Source organism: Asticcacaulis sp. P2_B1 (genome assembly GCF_056404915.1).
The window spans coordinates 428424-445802 of the sequence record NZ_JBFUDD010000003.1 but is presented as its reverse complement, the minus strand read 5'-3'; the positions used below and the strand labels follow the sequence as shown (position 1 = coordinate 445802).

The window sequence follows — 17379 nt, the reverse complement described above, 5'->3', positions numbered from 1 at the left end:
GACATGCCATTTTCCGACAGCGCCGACAAATCGGCCAGCAAATACCGCGCTCCCGCCCTTGAAAAAGGCCTTGACGTCCTGGAGCTGCTGGCCAGCGCCAAGACCCCCATGACCCTGTCGCAGATCTCGGCGCGGCTGGCGCGCTCGGTCAGTGAACTGTTCCGCATGGTCCAGGTCCTGGAGGCGAGAGGCTATGTCGGCGCCTCCCAGCGCGGCGACGGCTTCGAACTGACCAACAAGCTGTTCTCCCTCGGCATCTCGCGCGGCCCCAGCCAGAACCTGCTGGCCAGCGCCCTGCCCATGATGCAGGCCCTGAGCGAGCAGACCAAGCAGGCCTGTCACCTGGCCATCGCCTCAGACGACCGCATGGTGGTTATCGCCCGCATTGAGGCGCCGGGCGATCTCGGCTTTTCCGTCCGCGTCGGTTATCAGCGTCCGCTGATCCATTCGACCTCCGGCGTGGTCCTCTACGCCTTCCAGAAACCCAAGGTTCGCGATCAATGGCGCACCCTCCTCAAAGCAGGGGCAACGGCGGAAGAGTGGCAAGCCTTCGAAAGTCAGGCCGATCGCGTCCACAGCCAGGGCCATCATACGGCCAAGAGCGAATATATCGACGGCATCACCGATCTGTCGTGTCCCATCACCAACGACGTCGCGACCGTCGCCGCCATGACTATGCCGTGGATCCACGTCCATGACGGCGTCTCGATGGAGGACGCCCTGACGCGTCTGAAAGCCACGGCCAAGGCCTTAAGCAAGGCTTTGGGAGCCTAGAGCGTTGACCGGCTAAGGTGGGCCGGGCAAACACTCTAAGTTTTTGTTTTGTCGCATTTCCTTACGCCAAACCGGCGTTCACTTTGGCGGGAAATGCTCTAGCGCCACATTGTTGCTTGATTCTCACATAATGGAGCGTTATCTCTTTTATCTATAATAAGACTTTCAAGTCTGAATAATCGTAATCCTAATGTCGGTTGAAGCGCGTCAGTGAGTCACACAGCCCTACCCGTTCGAACCCTGGCCTCCACCGAGGTCGCCGTCAGCGTGCTTGGTTTCGGCAGTGCTGCGCTGGGGAATCTTTATCGCGCCGTCACTGACGATGCCGCGGCCGCGGCTATGCGCGCCGCCTTTGAGGCCGGAATCGGCTATGTCGATACGGCGCCGCATTACGGACAGGGTTTAAGCGAGCGCCGCGTCGGTCGCGCCGTAGCCGAGCAGGAGGTGACCTTGTCGACCAAGGTCGGGCGTGTCCTGCGACCGATCGCGCAATCGGCGCCCGGTACGGTGCGCCACGGCTTTGTCGACGGCGACGCCTTCGAGCCCGAGTTCGATTACAGCTATGACGGCGTCATGCGTTCGTTCGAAGACAGCCGCCGGCGCCTGGACGGCGCCAGGGTATCCATCCTGCTCGCCCACGATCTCGGCCTTGCCACTCATGGCGACGACGCCCCGCGTCACATGCGCGACTTCCTCGGTGGCGGTTACCGCGCCATGGCCGAGTTGAAGGCCGCCGGCGAGGTCCAGGCCATCGGCCTCGGCGTCAACGAGTGGCAGGTCTGCGAGGAGGTCCTGACGTCCGTCGATCTCGACACCGTCCTGCTGGCCGGGCGCTATACCCTGCTGGAACAGACCGCCCTCGACAGCTTCCTGCCGCTGTGTCAGCGCCGCGGCGTTTCGGTTATCGCCGCCGGTCCGTTCAATTCGGGCATATTGGCCGGCGACGTCCATTACAATTACGATGTCGCGCCACCCGAGATCGTGACCAAGGTCAAGGCCCTGGCGGCCGTGTGCACGGCCCACGGCGTGCCCCTAGCCGCGGCCGCCCTGCAATTCCCGCTCGCCCACCCAGCGGTCGCCTGCGTCCTGGCCGGCATGGCCGACGCCGCTCAGGTCGCCGCCAACCTCGCCCTGTGGCAGGTGGCAATTCCCCCCGCCCTGTGGGACGATCTCAAAAGCGAAGGCCTGCTGCGCGCCGACACACCGGTGCTCGAGGCGGTGGCATGATGGGACCGTTCCTGCTTTTGCATCCGGACGACAATGTCCTGGTGTGCCGCGAACATGCCTTCAAAGGCCAATCGATCGTTATCGACGGCCAGACCGTCACCCTGACCCAGGATATCGATGTCGGTCACAAGATCGCCCGCCGCGCCCTGCGTGCCCAGGACAAGGTCATCAAATACGGTGCGCCGATCGGATCCATGACGGCCGACGCGGCCCGCGGCGAACACGTACACATGCACAATATGCAAAGCGACTATATTTCATCCCACACGCGCGAGGCCACCGGTCATGGACATTAAGATCGGGGACACCAAGACCTTCCCGGCCTGGCTGCGCCCCGACGGCCGCAAGGGCATCCGCAACGTCATCTGCGTCGTCTACCTGGTCGAATGCGCCCACCATGTGGCGCGCCAAATCGTCAATCGCGCCGATGACGATGAAGTCCACCTGATCGGCTTCCCCGGCTGCTATCCCAACAGCTATGCCTACGCCATGATGGAGGCCCTGTGCACCCATCCCAATGTCGGCGGCGTAGTCCTGGTGTCGCTCGGCTGCGAAAGCTTCAACCGCGGCGCCCTGGCCCACCACGTGGCGGCATCCGGCCGTCCGGTCGAGACCTTCGTCATCCAGAACGAAGGCGGCACCTTGTCGACCATTCAAAAAGGTCTCGAGGCCGTACAGCGTGTCAAGGCCATCGCTGACGCCACACCGCGCGTCAACATGGACGTGTCGGAACTTATCGTCGGCACAATCTGCGGCGGTTCCGACGGCACGTCGGGCATCACCGCCAATCCGGCGGTCGGACGTTGTTTCGACACCCTGGGCGCCGCCGGCGCCGCCTGTATCTTTGAAGAGACCGGCGAACTGGTCGGCTGCGAAAAGATCATGGCCTCGCGCGCCATCACGCCGGAACTCGGCGCCGAGCTGGAAGCCGCGGTGATGAAGGCCGAGGCCTATTATACCATTATGGGCTACGGTTCCTTCGCACCCGGCAATGCCGAAGGCGGTCTGACCACCCAGGAAGAAAAGTCGATGGGGGCCTATTCGAAGTCGGGCTCGGCGCCGATCTGCGGCATCATCAAGCCCGGCGACGTACCGCCTTCAGGCGGCCTCTACCTGCTCGATGTCGTGCCGGATGGCGAGCCGCGCTTCGGCTTCCCCAACATTTCCGATAATGCGGAAATTGTCGAAATGATCGCCTGCGGGGCGCACCTGACCCTGTTCACCACTGGCCGCGGCAGCGTCGTCGGCTCGGCCATCTCGCCGGTCATCAAGGTATGCGCCAATCCCGAAACCTATCGCAAGCTGTCCGGTGACATGGACATCGATGCCGGCCGCATCATGGAAGGCCGCGCCACGCTCGATGAAGTCGGTGCCGAGATCACCGACCTGGTCCTGCGCGTCGCCGCCGGCGAACGCAGCTTAAGCGAACAGATGGGCCACCAGGAATTTATACTGACCTATAAGGCATTCGATCCAGTGGGTCCCGCCTGCCTGCCCCTACGGAGAACGTAATGAGATTGACGGGTAAAACCGCCCTGGTGACCGCAGCGGGCCAGGGTATCGGCCGCGCGACGGCGGAACTGTTCCTGCGCGAAGGCGCCACGGTCATCGCCACCGATATCCGCGCCGAACTGGTCGAGACCCTGGGCGGCGCCATTCCCCGCGCCCTCGACGTCACCAATGCCGACGCGGCCAAAGCCATAGCTTCCGAATTTCCGGAAGTGAACGTCCTCTATAATTGCGCCGGCTTCGTCCATTCCGGAACGATCCTCGACTGCGACGAAGACGCCTGGAACTTTTCCCTGTCGCTCAACGTCACCGCCATGTACCGCATGATCCGAGCCTTCCTGCCGGCCATGCTGGAACGCAGCGGCGGCTCGATCATCAACATGTCGTCGATCGCCTCGTCGATAAAGGGCATCCCCAACCGCTTCGCCTACGGCGCCACCAAGGCGGCCGTCGTTGGCCTGACCAAGGCCGTGGCGGCGGACTTCGTTACCAAGGGTATCCGCTGCAACGCCATCTGCCCGGGGACGGTCGAGACCCCGTCCCTGCTGCAACGCCTTCGGGACACCGGCGATTTCGACAAGGCCTATGCCGAGTTCACCTCGCGCCAGGCCATGGGCCGCTTCGGCCGCGTCGACGAACTGGCCAATCTGGCGCTTTACCTGGCCAGCGACGAGTCGTCCTTCACCACCGGTCAGACCCACATTATCGACGGCGGCTGGATCAACTAACAAATCCACCGGCGGCGAAAACGCGAGAGATTTTTTCATGTGAGCAGGCGGCGAGCGACAGCTGTATGCTTATACAGCCTAGCGATGCCAACGCACTCACAGGGAAAAAGGACCGCGTTTTCTAGAAAGCGATGTCCATCCAGACCATGCTGGTTTCCCCGGCCTTAAGGCATTTCAATCCGCTATTGGGCTGGTTGAACGGGTCCGGCATATGGTTGACCGGCTCGACGCAAAAATAGTTATCCCCCAGCGGCACGAAGATGTGCAGCCAATGGCTATCCGGTGAGGCGCGCAGGGTGTGGGTCAACCGATCGCCGTCATAGATCTCAGCGCGGCCCTTGAAGCCGGTATAGCAGTGGTCGATGGTGACATCGAAAGCGACCGGCTCGCCGTGCGTCCAATCCTTGCGCAGCACGCCGGCATGCCACGAAATCGGCAGGCATTCATCATCGCTGCGCCAGATGCCGTCGACCGTCGCCTTGAGGCGCGAGTTGGGCTTGAGATTGAAATAGGGGTGGAAACCGAGCCCCGCCGGCATGGTGATGCGCGACAGGTTCTTCACGCTCAGGAAGCTGCGCAGGCCGTCGGCGCGCAGTTCATAAACGATGGTCGCTTCATATTCCCACGGCCAGGTGTCGGGCTGATGATGATAGCTCAGGACCGCGCGGGTCGGCGAGGCTTCGACGATCTTCCAGGCGTTCCGCCACCCCTGGCCGTGCAGGGCATGGGGATGGTCGCTGAGATTGGGCGGCAGGACCACCTTGTGACCCTCGAAGACGAACTTGCCGTCGCGGATGCGGTTGCAGAAGGGGACCAGCGGAAAGCAGCTCGTTTGCAGGGCGTCCGTGGCGCCTTCCGGCGTCGGACGCAGGATATCCTCGTCCTTGCGAACAAGGCGGGCGATCGACCCGCCGATGTCCGGATTGATGTCGAGTACGGTGTCGGCAGTGCTTAAGCGTAGCATTTTTATCTCTATTTTTGCGCTTAATAAAAAAGCAGGCGGAGCCGTGGCCGACTCCGCCTGCCTCAAGACGATAAGATTACTTCTTCTTCCAGAAGCCTTCGATCATTTCGAGCGTCCGGCCCTTGGTTTCCGGGACGAACTTCCACACGAACAGCGCCGCCAAAACCGAGCAGATGCCGTAGAGGTAATAGGCAAAGCCATGGTTGAACATGGCGTTCAGCTGGCTATTGCCGTCGATGATCAGGAAGGTCGAGGTCACGAAGAAGTTGGAGATCCACTGCGCCGCGACCGCAATGCCCATGGCGCGTCCCTTGATCGAATTGGGGAAGAGCTCGGACAGCATGACCCACACAACCGGGCCCCACGACAGGGCGAAACCGGCGACATAGAGCATGGCGGCGGCCAGCAGCATGGTGCCTTCCGTCTTTTGCTGGAACATGTAGCCCATGGCGATCATAGCGACGGCCATGATCAGGGCGCCCAGGATCAGCAAGGGCTTGCGGCCCCAGCGGTCGACCGTGAAGGTCGCGACCAGGGTGAAGACGACATTGGTCGCCATGATGATGACGGTCTGCACGAACGAGGCGTCGGTGCCGAGATTGGCATTCTTGAACATCAGATTCGAATAGTACAGCACGGCATTGATGCCGACGAACTGCTGGAAGACCGACAGCATGATGCCGATAACGATGACACCGAGGCCGAACGAGAACAGCTTGCCCGAATGCTGGTTCAGGCTGTCCTTGATTTCAGCCATGGTCGTGGTGGCTTCGTCGACGCCGTCCAGCTGGGTCAGCAGCTTCATCGCCTTTTCGTCATGGCCCTTCATGACGTACCAACGCGGCGTGTCCGGCATCATGAAAGCGGCGAGGAAGAAGAGAGCGGCCGGCAGGGCGCAGGAGGCCAGCATGTAGCGCCAGCCGATATTGTCGATCCAGGTATCGTCGCCGCCGCCCATACGCGAAATATAGAGGTTGACGATGGCGACCAGGAGGATGCCTCCGACGATAGCCAGCTGCTGGAAGGTCACCAGCATGCCGCGGCTCTTGGCCGGGGCGATTTCACCGATATACATCGGCGAGATCAGCGAGGCCATGCCGATGGCGATCCCGCCGAAGAAGCGGTAGACCATGAAGGGGTTGAGCGCATCGACACCCATGTGGCCGATCGGGGCCAGACCGAATTCCGGAAAGCCGGACAGGATCGACGAGACGAAGAACAGGACGGCGGCGATCAACATGCCACCGCGGCGGCCGAAGGCCCGCGACGTCCAGCCGGCGACGCCGGAACCGACGACGCAGCCCAGCAGCGCCATACCGGTCGCCGTGCCGAACAGGCTTGAGCGCTGCAGCTCCGTCAGCGCCGTACGCGGATCGATGAAATTGTGCTTGATGGATTCGACCGCGCCATTGATGACGGCGGTGTCGTAGCCGAACAACAGCCCGCCCAGGGCGGCGCCGACGGCGAGCCCCATGACCAGACCCATGTTCGCGGTCTTCATTGTTGAGGACATCCTCTAACTCTCCCATTTGAGCGGACATTGGTGTCCGCATTTCCCTAGTCTTCGGCATCTCGTCCGGGTTGGTTCCCGGTTGTGGCAAAACCTTAATGCGGCGGCGCATTTCAGGCAAGCTCTCCTTTCCAAAAGAGCTATATTTTTAAAGGCTTTGCGGGGAAAATTCGCGCAAATTCATGCCATTTTTCCATTAACCTTGTTATCGCTACCATGACGCAACGCAACACGTTCGGCGATTGTGAACCCTATACATTTTGACGTAGTCACCGGCCCGCAGGCCGGGTGACAATTGTCAAACGCTGGATTTGTCAGTGATTGTGCCGGGGCATCTTGTCGGCGATCCGCACGTATTTCAGGGCCGGCTCCATGACCCCGCCCGTGTGCAGTTGCGAGACCGTGGCCCGATAGATCTCCTGCCACGGCGTCATCGACTCCGGCACCGGCGGCAGGCCGTCTTTCTTGCGCTCGGCTATGGTTTCATCATCAACCAGCATGTTGCAAGTGCCGGCATTGAGGTCGATGCGAATGATATCGCCAGTGCGCAACCAGGCGAGACCGCCACCGACGGCGCTTTCGGGCGACGCATTGAGGATCGACGGCGAATCGGACGTCCCCGACTGGCGACCATCGCCAAGCGTCGGCAGCGAGGTGATGCCGCGCTTCAGGAGTGCGTCGGGCGGCTGCATATTGACAACCTCCGCCGAACCGGGCCAGCCGACGACACCGGAGCCGCGGATGACCAGGATGGTGTTCTCGTCGATATCGAGCGCCGGATCATTGAGCCGGTTGTGGTAATCGGTCGAGCCGTCAAAGACGACCGCCTTGGCTTCGAAGATGTTCTCCTGGCCGGGCTTCGACAGATAGCGCTGACGGAATTCGTCGCTGATGACGCTGGTCTTCATGATGGCGAAATCGAACAGATTGCCCTTCAGGACCAAGAAGCCGGCGCGCTCCATCATCGGCTCGGCCACCGTCTTGATCATTTCCCGGTCTCTGGAAGCCTTGCCGGCGATGTTCTCGCCCAGTGTCTTGCCGGTGATCGTCTTCGCCGTCGTATCGAGACGATTGGCCACAGCCAGCTCATGCAGGATGGCCGGTACGCCCCCTGCCCTGTGAAAACGCTCGCCGAGATATTTGCCGGCGGGCTGCATGTTGAGGATCAGCGGAATATCGTAGGCGGCCATCCAGTCGGCGTCCGTCAGCTCGACCCCGGCATGGCGCGCCATGGCGACGATATGCGGCTGGGCATTGGTCGACCCGCCGATAGCTGCAACCGCGGCGATGGCGTTGAGGAAACTGGCCTTGGTCAGGATCTTCGACGGCTTCAGGTCCTCATAGGCCATCTCGACGATGCGGACACCGGTCTCGTAAGCCATCTGGCCGCGTTCGCGATAGGGCGCCGGAATGGCAGAACAGCCGGGCAGGCTGAGCCCCATGGTTTCGGCGACGGCGTTCATGGTCGAGGCCGTGCCCATGGTGTTGCAATGGCCCGCCGATGGCGCCGAGGCGCAGGCCATGTCGAGGAACTCCTCCTCGGTGATCTCGCCGGCGCCCAGCTTGCGGCGGGCGCGCCAGATGACGGTGCCGGAACCCACCAGGTCGCCGTCGTGATAGCCGTCCAGCATCGGCCCGCCCGACAGGACGATGGCCGGGATGTCGACCGAGGTCGCTGCCATGATGCCGGCGGGCGTGGTCTTGTCGCAACCCGTCGTCAGCACCACCGCGTCGATCGGGTAACCGTGCAGGATTTCGATCAGGGTCATCATCGACAGGTTGCGGTCGATGGCGGCGGTCGGTCGGCGACAATTCTCGAAAATCGGATGAGTGGGAAATTCCATGCAGATACCGCCGGCGTCGCGGATACCTTCACGCGTGCGCTTGGCCAGTTCGAGATGGATGCGGTTGCATGGCGCGAGGTCCGACCCCGACTGGGCGAAGCCGATGATCGGCCGGCCCGAACGCAATTCCTGCGGCGTAATACCGTAATTCATGAAGCGTTCGAGATAGAGCGCTGCCATGTCGATATGGCCGGGCGCCTCGAACCATTCCTGGCTGCGGAAGCGGCCATTGGCTGTGGCGGGGCGACGTGTCAAATGACTTGATGGCGTTTTTTGATCGTACTCAGACATGCTTTATCTCGTTTTGGGGTAAACCCGCGATATCGGTTTCGAAGCGGAACAGGCCACCGGCCAGAGGCTGGTGTTTCAGATCGTCGGCCGTCAAACCCTTGGCAGCCGTGGTGGCATAGACGACCTTCAGGTCGCGGCCGGCAAAGGCGATCTTGGTGACGTTGGAAACGGGGAACTGGACCTTGCGGATCAACCGGCCGTCCGGCGCATAACAATTGACGCCCCAGCCGAAGAAAAGCGCGTTCCACACATTGCCGGCGGAATCGACGATTGGACCGTCCATATAGCCGTCGCCATGCTGGCTGCGGGTTTCTGCTTCACCGGCATAGCAGACAGGGCTGGCGACCTCGGTGGCCGCGCCCTGGTCGAGCTGGGTGAAGACGCGCTTGTTTGACAGGTGCCCGTCCTCGCTCAAATCGAAGGCGTAGATGATCTTTTTCAGCGTGTCATTGTGGTAGAGCGTCTTGCCGTCGGGGCTGACGGCCGGGCCGTTGGTGATGACATAATCGTCGTCGGCAACGTGCAAACCGCGATGATCATAACGATAGAGCTTGCCCGAAGGCTGCTCTTCGGCATCGTCCATGGAACCGAACCACAACCGGCCATGATGATCGACATAGCCGTCATTGAGGCGATTGCCGGGGAAATCTGGCTCGACATCTTTATGATGGCTGAACTGGCCGGATTTCGGATCGAAATCATAGAGGCCGGTCTTGCAGCCGACCAGGAAACCGCCCGACGCTTTCGGCGCCAGGAAACCGCAGGGGCTCGGCGCATTCCAAGACTGGTGCGAGCCGATATCGGTATCATAGCGGTGGACATGCTGTTTCTTGATATCGACGAACCACACGGCGTGGTCGCGCGCCGACCACAAAGGCCCCTCGCCCAAGGTCGCCTTCAGGTCCCAGACGCATTCAGGTTGGAAAAGATTGGGCATCCTGTGTTCCGAAGTAAGAGATAGAAGCCTGCAAATTAGGACAAAACCGCTACCTTACACCGCCCCACCCGTGGGGCGGGGGACCGCACGACGCCACGCCTTCGCGGCTAGATGCGGTGGTGGGGGCCTTGCTGTCGATCCCGCGAGCGCAAATCGGGTACTTCTTGTACGCTTTTAACCTTGCGCGAACAACCTAACGCCAGCCGGCGTCGATCCAGTAACCATGCCCCGTGCACAAAGACGCATCGTCCGAGGCCAGGAACAAGGCCAAAGACGCGACGTTTTCCGGCACAATACGGCCCGGCAAGCACTGCGAGCGGACGATTTCGGCCTCGCCTTCCGGCGTGTACCACTGTTCCTGACGCTTGGTCTTCACATTGCCGGGAATGATTGTGGTGACGCGGATATTGTCCGGGCCCAGTTCGCGGGCCAATGCACGCGTCATGCCTTCGATGGCGGCCTTGGCGGTCTCGTACAACACCAGGTCCGGCAGGCCGAGGTGCCAGGAGATCGAGCCGAAATTGATGATGGCACCGCCACCGGCCGCCTTCATGCCGGGCACGATGGCGCGGGTGACCATCATCATGTGCTTGAGATTGACGGCGATATTCTTGTCGAAAAATTCCGACGTCACTTCCGCCAGGGTATGGCGGTCGTCGCGGGCGGCATTGTTGAGCAGGATGGAGACCGGGCCATCGGCGACGATCGCCGCCAGGGCCTTTTCCAGAGCCGGCGTATCGGTCAGGTCACATTTGTGAAAGACCGGCATGACATCGACGAAGCCCGTGTCGATCTTGTCGGAAATGTCGTCGACCAGGTCAATGAAATGGACCTTGGCGCCCTGACGGACGAAACCGGCCACAAGACCGGCGCCTATGCCGGAGCCACCGCCGGTGATCAGCACCTTGCGGCCCTTGAGGCTGGGATAAATGGCAGACGACATAGACGTTTACTCTCTGAGATTATGCGCGCGTTCCGCAGGGGTCTGCGGAACGCGCGAGGATTAGGAGGCTTTTTTGACGGCTGACGCCGTATTTTTTGGTTTCAGCAGGCCGCGATCGGCCAGGTTTTGCATCAAATCGGAAATACCAAACGTCCAGTGACGGGCGTCCTTCGAATAGGTGACGCGATTTTCCAGGCACCCGAGCTTGGGTGACGACACCTTGACGACGTCGCCGACCTTGTGGGTAAAGCCGCGGCCCGGCGTATCGCGATCCTGGGTCGGGGCGAACAAGGTGCCCAACATCAGGACGAAACCGTCGGGATAATGGTGCTCGCTCATCGCCTGGGCGATCAGGTCGAGCGGATCGCGGCTGATATCGGCCATAGTCGAACGGCCGACCAGTTCATAGCCTTCGGGACCGTCGATCTTGAGATCCAGAACAGCGTTGCGGACGTCATCGATCGTAAAGCCGTCGTCGAACAGGCGGATAAACGGCCCGAGCGCACAGGACGCATTATTGTCCTTGGCCTTGCCCAGCAGGAGCGCCGAACGGCCTTCGAAACAGCGCAGATTGACGTCATTGCCCAAGGTAGCACCGACGGCGCGGCCTTCGGGCGTGACCACCATCACCACTTCGGGTTCCGGGTTGTTCCAGGTTGAATCGGAACGGACACCGACCTCGTCACCCCAACCCACGGACGACAGGACCGGCGACTTGGTGAAGACCTCGGCGTCGGGGCCGATGGCGACTTCGAGATATTGCGACCACAGGCCGTCGCTGATCAGGGCGTCCTTCAGCTTGGCCGATTCGGGCGAGCCCGGCTTGACCGAGCGAATGTCGGAGCCGACGCGTTCGGCCAAAGCGTTGCGGATGTCCTGGGCCTTGTCGGAATCACCACGGGCGCGTTCTTCGATGACACGTTCGACGGCCGAGACGGCGAAGGTGACGCCGGCGGCCTTGACGCACTGCAGATCGATGGGGCTGAGAAGCTGGTCGCCGTCGCGGCCACTGGCCCAAGTCTTGGCGAAGTGGAAGTCTTCCAGCTTGCCCAGGGACAAGCCACCGCCCGGAATCCCCGTGTCGGGCCAGGCTTTCAGCAGTTGCGAAACGGTCGGCGCGATGGCCGACATATCGAAGACTTCGCCGTTCTTGACCAGGATAGGTGTCGGGCCGTCAGCGGTCTGGATGCGCCCGACCAGCGTGGCATTACGCCAGTCTGCGGGCAGAAAATCGAACATGTCTCATCCCTTCAGGATTGTAAGTGGTGTGGTTGCCCACGTCTGCTCAACCCGTTTGACCGTCCACATAGGATGGCTCTTATCTTGTTAGCGCTAACATCGGGCAGATGCACGCGCGTGTCAAGATAGACCGGGAAAATAATGAGGCAATAAGAAAAATTAAAAGATGAAATAAAGAAGCCGTAGGCGCCGATGCCACAGGCGCCTACGCCGAAGGTCCGGAAGCTAAAGGACCTGAAGCCAAGGGACCTGACGATTGCCGTTCGATCAGGGCGAAGTCGCGGACCTCGCGCACCGCTTCGAACGGACGGCCCAACCGGCGGGCGCGAATATGGTCGAGCAGCAGACGCAAGGACAGGCCCGCCATGTCGGAAATCGGCTGGCGTACGGTGGTCAGTTCCGGCCAGACGCTCGACGCCATGGCGGTGTCGTCGAAACCGACAATGGTGATATTGTCGGGGACATCGAGCCCGAGACGATGCACGGTGGCGACGGCGCCGGCGGCCATGTCGTCATTGCTGGCGAAGATGGCCGTCGGGCGCACCTTGTGGCTCAATACCCGTTCGGCGGCGTCGAAACCCGAGCGATAGGTGAAATAGCCCTGGGCGACGAAGTCGGGGTTCACGCTTAGGCCGGCCTTGGTCATGGCCGATTCGAAACCCTCGTACCGCATCTGGCTGGCATAGGCATTGGGATGCCCCTTGATAAAGCCGATCTCCTTGTGACCCAATTCGATCAGCCGGCGCGTCATGGCGAAGGCGGCCTTGAAATCGTCGATGGTGACGCACGAGACGTCAGGGTCCGGGCGCGCCATGGCGACGCCGACGAAGGGCATATTCATATCCCGTAATATCTTGGCGACCCGCGACGAATCGGACAGGGGCGGCGACAGGATGACGCCGTCGCAACCGCCGGCCTTCATCTTTTCCAGGGCCGAAGTCGCGCCTTCGGGACCTTCGCACGACTCGATGAGCAACTGGGTGCCGCTGACCGAGCTTTCGGACAGAATACCCAGCAGGAATTCACTCAGGAAAGCGACCGATGGATTGGAATAGAGCAGACCGATGCGCGCCGAATCCTGGGTGGCCAGCGACCGGGCGGCCAGGTTGGGCGAATAGTTAAGCGCTTCCACCGATGCCAAAACCTTGGCCCGGGTCTCCTCGCGGACATTCTTCTCGCCATTGATAACGCGGGACACGGTCATGGGGGAGACGCCGACATGGCGCGCCACATCATGGATGGTGACGATATTGCCGCCGCGACGACTGACCTTACGCGCCAAACCCTGTCCCCTCTTATGATTCCATGAGCGCAATCCAAAAAATGACTCCCATTTTTTGGATAAATTGCGCGTCAAAACAGAAAGTTAGAGCAAAAAGATTTTCCGTCTAAATCATTTTGCTCTAACGCCTCTATAGGCCGCAATTGCGCCCTTGGCAAATCCCATCACCGGTGAAACAGATCGACAAAATAATTTTAGAACTAAAAGGAATTTTGACATGTGAAATATTGCGCATGAATTCTCTTGAAAAGTATGACAATCTTTGCCGATATGGCCCAAAGAAAACAAACAGGTTGAGAGCTCAAGATCATGCGTTTCGGTTCAATTTCCCTGACAGTGCTGCTGGCGGCCCTGCCCCTTGGCGCCGCCGCGCAAACGACGGCGCCGCATTTTGCCGGCGTCTTCGGCGACCACGCCGTCCTGCAACGCAACCAGCCCGTGGCGGTATGGGGCACGGCGCCGGCCGGCGATGCCCTGACCGTGACGCTCGGCGACAAGAGCGTGACCGCTGTGGCAGACGACGCCGGTAAATGGCGGGCACAGTTGCCGCCCTCTCCCGCCGGCGGCCCCTACGACCTGACGCTCAGCGATGCGGCCGGCCAGACCAAACTCAGCGATATCATGATCGGCGACGTCTTCCTGTGCGGCGGTCAGTCGAACATGGAGTTCGCGCTGAAATACGCCACCAATTCCTGGGGCATGACGGGCATCGCGCCCGACAACAATCTGCGCTTCATCACCGTGGCGCGCGATTCGGCGATGGCGCCGCTGGACGAACTGACGACACCGGCATCGTGGCAGGCTGTCGGCCCGACGACCGGCGACGTGTCGGCGGTGTGCTATCATATGAGCAAGGCGATCGCGAAGGACCAGGGCGTCACCGTCGGCATGATCGATTCCTTCTGGGGCGGCACCCTCATCCAGGCCTGGATCAGCGACAGCGGCCTGCGCACGGTCAAGACCTACGACAAAAACCTTGATGCCCTGAAGGCTTATGCCGCCGACCCGGCGGGCGTCCGAGCGGCCTGGGACAAGTCGAGCCGCGACAGTTGGCAGGAATCTGAGCCCGACGCCGCCGCCAAGGTCAACTGGCTCAAGCCGGGCTTCAACGACGCGGATTGGAAATCCATGACACCGTCGGCCCCGTGGGAACAGGCAGGCGACCCCGCCCTCGCCAGTTTCGACGGCATTGTCTGGTACCGCCAGACCGTTAGCCTGACCAAGGCCCAGGCCGCGGCCGCGAAGACCATCAGTCTCGGCCCGGTCGATGACGACGACATCACCTGGATCAACGGGGTCATGGTCGGCAACACCTTCGGTTGGGATACGCCGCGCAATTATTCCGTGCCGGCCGGCACCCTCAAAGCCGGCAAAAACGTCATCGTCGTTCGCGCCCTCGATACGGGCGGTGGCGGCGGACTGTACGGCAAACCCGAAGATCGCAAGCTCGCCTTCGCCGACGGCACCAGCCTGACCCTACCCGCTGAATGGAAGTACCGGATTTCCGGTCCGGTCGTGCCGGGAACGACTGTCATGGGCCCGCCGTGGTCGTCACCCACCGGCATCACCAATCTGTACAATGCCATGATCGCCCCGATCGCGCCCTACACGCTGAAAGGCGTCGCCTGGTACCAGGGGGAGGCCAATGCCGGCAATGCCACTGAGTATCGTACGCTGCTGCCGACCATGATGGCCGACTGGCGCCGAACCTTCAACGAACCCGACCTGCCCTTCCTGGTCGTGCAACTGGCCAATTTCGGTCCGGTCGCCACCACGCCCGGGCAGTCGGCCTGGGCCGAGCTGCGTCAATCCCAGCGCGATGCCGTCAATGCCGATCCGCATGCCGGCCTGGCCGTCTCCGTCGACGTCGGCGACCGCACGGACATCCATCCGACGCAAAAGACCGTTGTCGGCCAACGCCTGGCCCGTGCCGCCCAACGCGTCGTCTATGGTGAAAACGTCAGCGCCAGCGGACCGGACGCCACGTCCGTCACCCGTTCCGGCAGCGATCTGGTCGTCACCTTCCGCAATACCCAGGGTAAGCTCCTCACCTATAGCTCGGCCGAGGCCATGGGCTTCGAAGTCTGTTCGGCGCCCAATACCTGCCGCTATGCCGTGGCCACGGTCGCCGGCGACAAGATCGTGCTGCCGGGCGCCAACACCACCGACGCCAAAAGCGTCCGCTACGCCTGGGCGGACTCGCCCTATGTCAATCTGTACAGCGCCGACGATCTGCCGGCCGTGCCCTTCGAAATGGATATTGCCCAATGAAAGTGACAAGACGCGGATTGATGGCATCGACGGCAGCCGCCGCGGCCGTGACGGCGAATACGGTTGACGCCAAGACGAAAAAGGGTCCGTTCGAGGCCAGTTGGGACTCCCTGGCCCAGGGCAATGCGACGCCGGAATGGTTCCGCGACGCCAAGCTCGGCATGTGGGCGCACTGGGGTCCGCAATGCATCCCGGAACGCGGCGACTGGTACGGGCGCCAGATGTACCAGCAGGGCAACTGGTATTACGACTATCACGTCAAGACCTACGGCCACCCGGCCCAGCACGGCTTCATGCAGTTCATCAAGGACTGGAAGATCGACAAGTGGGATCCGGATCGTCTGATCGGGCTCTATAAGGCCGCCGGCGCCAAATATTTCGTCTCGCTGGCCGGCCACCACGACAATTTCGACATGTTCGATTCGGATCATCAGGACTGGAACGTCACCAAGCTCGGCCCCAAGCGCGACGTCGTCGGCACCTGGGCCAAGGCGGCGCGGGCCCAGGGCTTGCGCTTCGGCGTGTCGAACCACCTGTCGCACGCCTGGCACTGGTGGCAGACGGCCTATGGCTACGATGCCGAAGGTCCGGTGCGCGGCCTGCGTTACGACGCCTATACCTTGCGCAAGGCAGACGGCAAAGGCCAGTGGTGGGACGGCTACGACCCGCAGGAACTCTATGCCGGCGCCCGCCAGGGCCCTGCCATGGGCGACTTCACCCCGCCCGACGGCATCACTACGATCAAGGATATGCAGACCTATCACGACAACCATTCCGGCCAATGGCTGGAAACCGTGCCGCCGGCCGATCCCTATTTCGTCAAGAAGTGGCTGGCACGCCAGAACGACCTGATCGACAAGTACCAGCCCGACCTGGTCTATTTCGACGACACCGCCCTCCCCCTGGAACAGGCCGGCCTCGACGCCACCGCCTATTATTATAACCGCAGCTATGACTGGCACGGCAAGCTCGACGTCGTCGCCACCGGCAAGAAGCTCGACGACCTGCAACGCAAGGCCATCACCGAGGATATCGAACGCGGCTACAGCGACCGCCTGCGCGACAATCCGTGGCAGACCTGCACCTGTATCGGCAACTGGCATTACGACCGGCCGCTCTATGACCGCAACGGCTACAAGACCTCGAAGGACGTCATCCAGCGCCTGGCCGACATCGTCGCCAAGAACGGCAATATGTTGCTGTCGATCCCGGTCCGCGGCAACGGCGAAATCGACGACAAGGAAGAGAAGATCCTCACTGAGATGGCAGCGTGGATGACCGTCAACGGCGAGGCCATCTTCGCTACCCGTCCGTGGACCATCTATGGCGAAGGCCCTTTCAAGCCTCCGGTGGAAGGCGCGTTGAACGAAGGCGAGGCCAAGCCGTTCTCACATGAGGACATCCGCTTCACCACGAAGGACGGCGCTCTTTACGCGCTCGGCCAGGAGTGGCCGGACAATGGCTATATGACCATCGTGTCGATGGCCGAGGGCTCACCGCAGCGCGTCGGCACCATCGCCAAGGTGGAATTGCTGGGCCATGCCGAGCCGCTGAAGTTCGATCTCGGTCTTGGCGGCTTGACGGTCAGGCTGCCCGACACGCGGCCGGCCTTTACGCCGGTGTTGAAGATCACCGGCACGGGTTTGGTCTAAAAGACCTGTCCCCGCAAGGGCTGGCGGGATTCGGAGTAGCCGTGGGCCTTTTTAGGGAAAACCGGCGCTCCGAATCTCCAGGCGCCGGGTGTGAGTCCATGGAGGCAGCCCGGATTCCTGGAACTTAAGTGCGCTGACAACTACGGCTTTTCGTTATTTCATTTTGGTATTATGATACCGCAAACGCTGGACCCTTACCTATTCGGAG

General features: G+C 61.6%; 14 protein-coding genes. 7 read left to right on the top strand and 7 right to left on the bottom strand.

The features are described from left to right. Positions 1-3 precede the first annotated feature (3 nt). From AC1DX3_RS11185 to AC1DX3_RS11165, 5 genes are all read left to right on the top strand, one after another. Positions 4-774: an IclR family transcriptional regulator gene (locus AC1DX3_RS11185; RefSeq protein ID WP_476989359.1), complete on the top strand. Its 771-nt coding sequence runs from the start codon at positions 4-6 to the stop codon at positions 772-774. A 210-nt stretch (positions 775-984) separates the two neighbouring features. After that, a complete protein-coding gene (locus AC1DX3_RS11180) occupies positions 985-2001 on the top strand; it encodes an aldo/keto reductase (RefSeq protein ID WP_476989358.1) in 1017 nt (338 codons plus the stop codon). Next, entirely contained in the window at positions 1998-2297 is a 300-nt protein-coding gene (locus tag AC1DX3_RS11175; RefSeq protein WP_476989357.1) for a UxaA family hydrolase, read from the top strand. Before AC1DX3_RS11180 ends, AC1DX3_RS11175 begins: the two co-directional genes overlap by 4 nt. After that, positions 2287-3513, top strand: a complete 1227-nt coding sequence (locus AC1DX3_RS11170; protein ID WP_476989356.1) for a UxaA family hydrolase — start codon at positions 2287-2289, stop codon at positions 3511-3513. The genes AC1DX3_RS11175 and AC1DX3_RS11170 overlap by 11 nt, the downstream gene beginning before the upstream one ends. Then, the gene (locus AC1DX3_RS11165) at positions 3513-4238 is read left to right on the top strand and encodes an SDR family oxidoreductase (RefSeq protein ID WP_476989355.1); all 726 of its coding nucleotides are present in this window, start codon (positions 3513-3515) and stop codon (positions 4236-4238) included. The genes AC1DX3_RS11170 and AC1DX3_RS11165 overlap by 1 nt, the downstream gene beginning before the upstream one ends. A 121-nt stretch (positions 4239-4359) precedes the next feature. Here the strand turns inward: AC1DX3_RS11165 and AC1DX3_RS11160 are convergent, their stop codons facing one another. The 7 genes from AC1DX3_RS11160 to AC1DX3_RS11130 form a co-directional block, all read right to left on the bottom strand. Then, complete coding sequence (locus AC1DX3_RS11160; protein ID WP_476989354.1) at positions 4360-5202, bottom strand: aldose 1-epimerase; 843 nt, start codon at positions 5200-5202, stop codon at positions 4360-4362. Positions 5203-5278: 76 nt separating this feature from the next. Next, positions 5279-6703, bottom strand: a complete 1425-nt coding sequence (locus AC1DX3_RS11155) for a sugar porter family MFS transporter (protein WP_476989353.1) — start codon at positions 6701-6703, stop codon at positions 5279-5281. Between the two features lie 323 nt (positions 6704-7026). After that, complete coding sequence (locus AC1DX3_RS11150; RefSeq protein ID WP_476989352.1) at positions 7027-8847, bottom strand: IlvD/Edd family dehydratase; 1821 nt, start codon at positions 8845-8847, stop codon at positions 7027-7029. Beyond that, the gene (locus AC1DX3_RS11145; protein WP_476989351.1) at positions 8840-9784 is read right to left on the bottom strand and encodes an SMP-30/gluconolactonase/LRE family protein; all 945 of its coding nucleotides are present in this window, start codon (positions 9782-9784) and stop codon (positions 8840-8842) included. The genes AC1DX3_RS11150 and AC1DX3_RS11145 overlap by 8 nt, the downstream gene beginning before the upstream one ends. A gap of 193 nt (positions 9785-9977) precedes the next feature. Next, positions 9978-10727, bottom strand: a complete 750-nt coding sequence (gene xylB, locus AC1DX3_RS11140) for a D-xylose 1-dehydrogenase (RefSeq protein ID WP_476989350.1) — start codon at positions 10725-10727, stop codon at positions 9978-9980. Between the two features lie 60 nt (positions 10728-10787). Further along, positions 10788-11966 (bottom strand): fumarylacetoacetate hydrolase family protein, encoded by a 1179-nt coding sequence (locus tag AC1DX3_RS11135; protein WP_476989349.1) that lies wholly within the window; start codon positions 11964-11966, stop codon positions 10788-10790. Positions 11967-12171: 205 nt separating this feature from the next. Next, positions 12172-13248 (bottom strand): LacI family DNA-binding transcriptional regulator, encoded by a 1077-nt coding sequence (locus AC1DX3_RS11130; RefSeq protein ID WP_476989348.1) that lies wholly within the window; start codon positions 13246-13248, stop codon positions 12172-12174. Between the two features lie 309 nt (positions 13249-13557). Here AC1DX3_RS11130 and AC1DX3_RS11125 point away from each other — a divergent pair, with 309 nt between their 5' ends. Together AC1DX3_RS11125 and AC1DX3_RS11120 are read left to right on the top strand one after the other, a co-directional pair. Continuing rightward, the gene (locus tag AC1DX3_RS11125) at positions 13558-15519 is read left to right on the top strand and encodes a sialate O-acetylesterase (protein ID WP_476989347.1); all 1962 of its coding nucleotides are present in this window, start codon (positions 13558-13560) and stop codon (positions 15517-15519) included. Beyond that, positions 15516-17171, top strand: a complete 1656-nt coding sequence (locus AC1DX3_RS11120; protein ID WP_476989346.1) for an alpha-L-fucosidase — start codon at positions 15516-15518, stop codon at positions 17169-17171. Before AC1DX3_RS11125 ends, AC1DX3_RS11120 begins: the two co-directional genes overlap by 4 nt. The last annotated feature ends 208 nt before the right edge of the window (positions 17172-17379 follow it).

Excerpts from the sequence above, each read along its gene's own strand:
- AC1DX3_RS11185 (WP_476989359.1), top strand. The coding sequence starts at position 4 with ATGCCATTTTCCGACAGCGCCGACAAATCGGCCAGCAAATACCGCGCT.
- AC1DX3_RS11175 (WP_476989357.1), top strand. The coding sequence starts at position 1,998 with ATGATGGGACCGTTCCTGCTTTTGCATCCGGACGACAATGTCCTGGTG.
- AC1DX3_RS11170 (WP_476989356.1), top strand. The coding sequence starts at position 2,287 with ATGGACATTAAGATCGGGGACACCAAGACCTTCCCGGCCTGGCTGCGC.
- AC1DX3_RS11165 (WP_476989355.1), top strand. The coding sequence starts at position 3,513 with ATGAGATTGACGGGTAAAACCGCCCTGGTGACCGCAGCGGGCCAGGGT.
- AC1DX3_RS11160 (WP_476989354.1), bottom strand. The coding sequence starts at position 5,202 with ATGCTACGCTTAAGCACTGCCGACACCGTACTCGACATCAATCCGGAC.
- AC1DX3_RS11155 (WP_476989353.1), bottom strand. The coding sequence starts at position 6,703 with ATGAAGACCGCGAACATGGGTCTGGTCATGGGGCTCGCCGTCGGCGCC.
- AC1DX3_RS11150 (WP_476989352.1), bottom strand. The coding sequence starts at position 8,847 with ATGTCTGAGTACGATCAAAAAACGCCATCAAGTCATTTGACACGTCGC.
- AC1DX3_RS11145 (WP_476989351.1), bottom strand. The coding sequence starts at position 9,784 with ATGCCCAATCTTTTCCAACCTGAATGCGTCTGGGACCTGAAGGCGACC.
- xylB (WP_476989350.1), bottom strand. The coding sequence starts at position 10,727 with ATGTCGTCTGCCATTTATCCCAGCCTCAAGGGCCGCAAGGTGCTGATC.
- AC1DX3_RS11135 (WP_476989349.1), bottom strand. The coding sequence starts at position 11,966 with ATGTTCGATTTTCTGCCCGCAGACTGGCGTAATGCCACGCTGGTCGGG.
- AC1DX3_RS11125 (WP_476989347.1), top strand. The coding sequence starts at position 13,558 with ATGCGTTTCGGTTCAATTTCCCTGACAGTGCTGCTGGCGGCCCTGCCC.
- AC1DX3_RS11120 (WP_476989346.1), top strand. The coding sequence starts at position 15,516 with ATGAAAGTGACAAGACGCGGATTGATGGCATCGACGGCAGCCGCCGCG.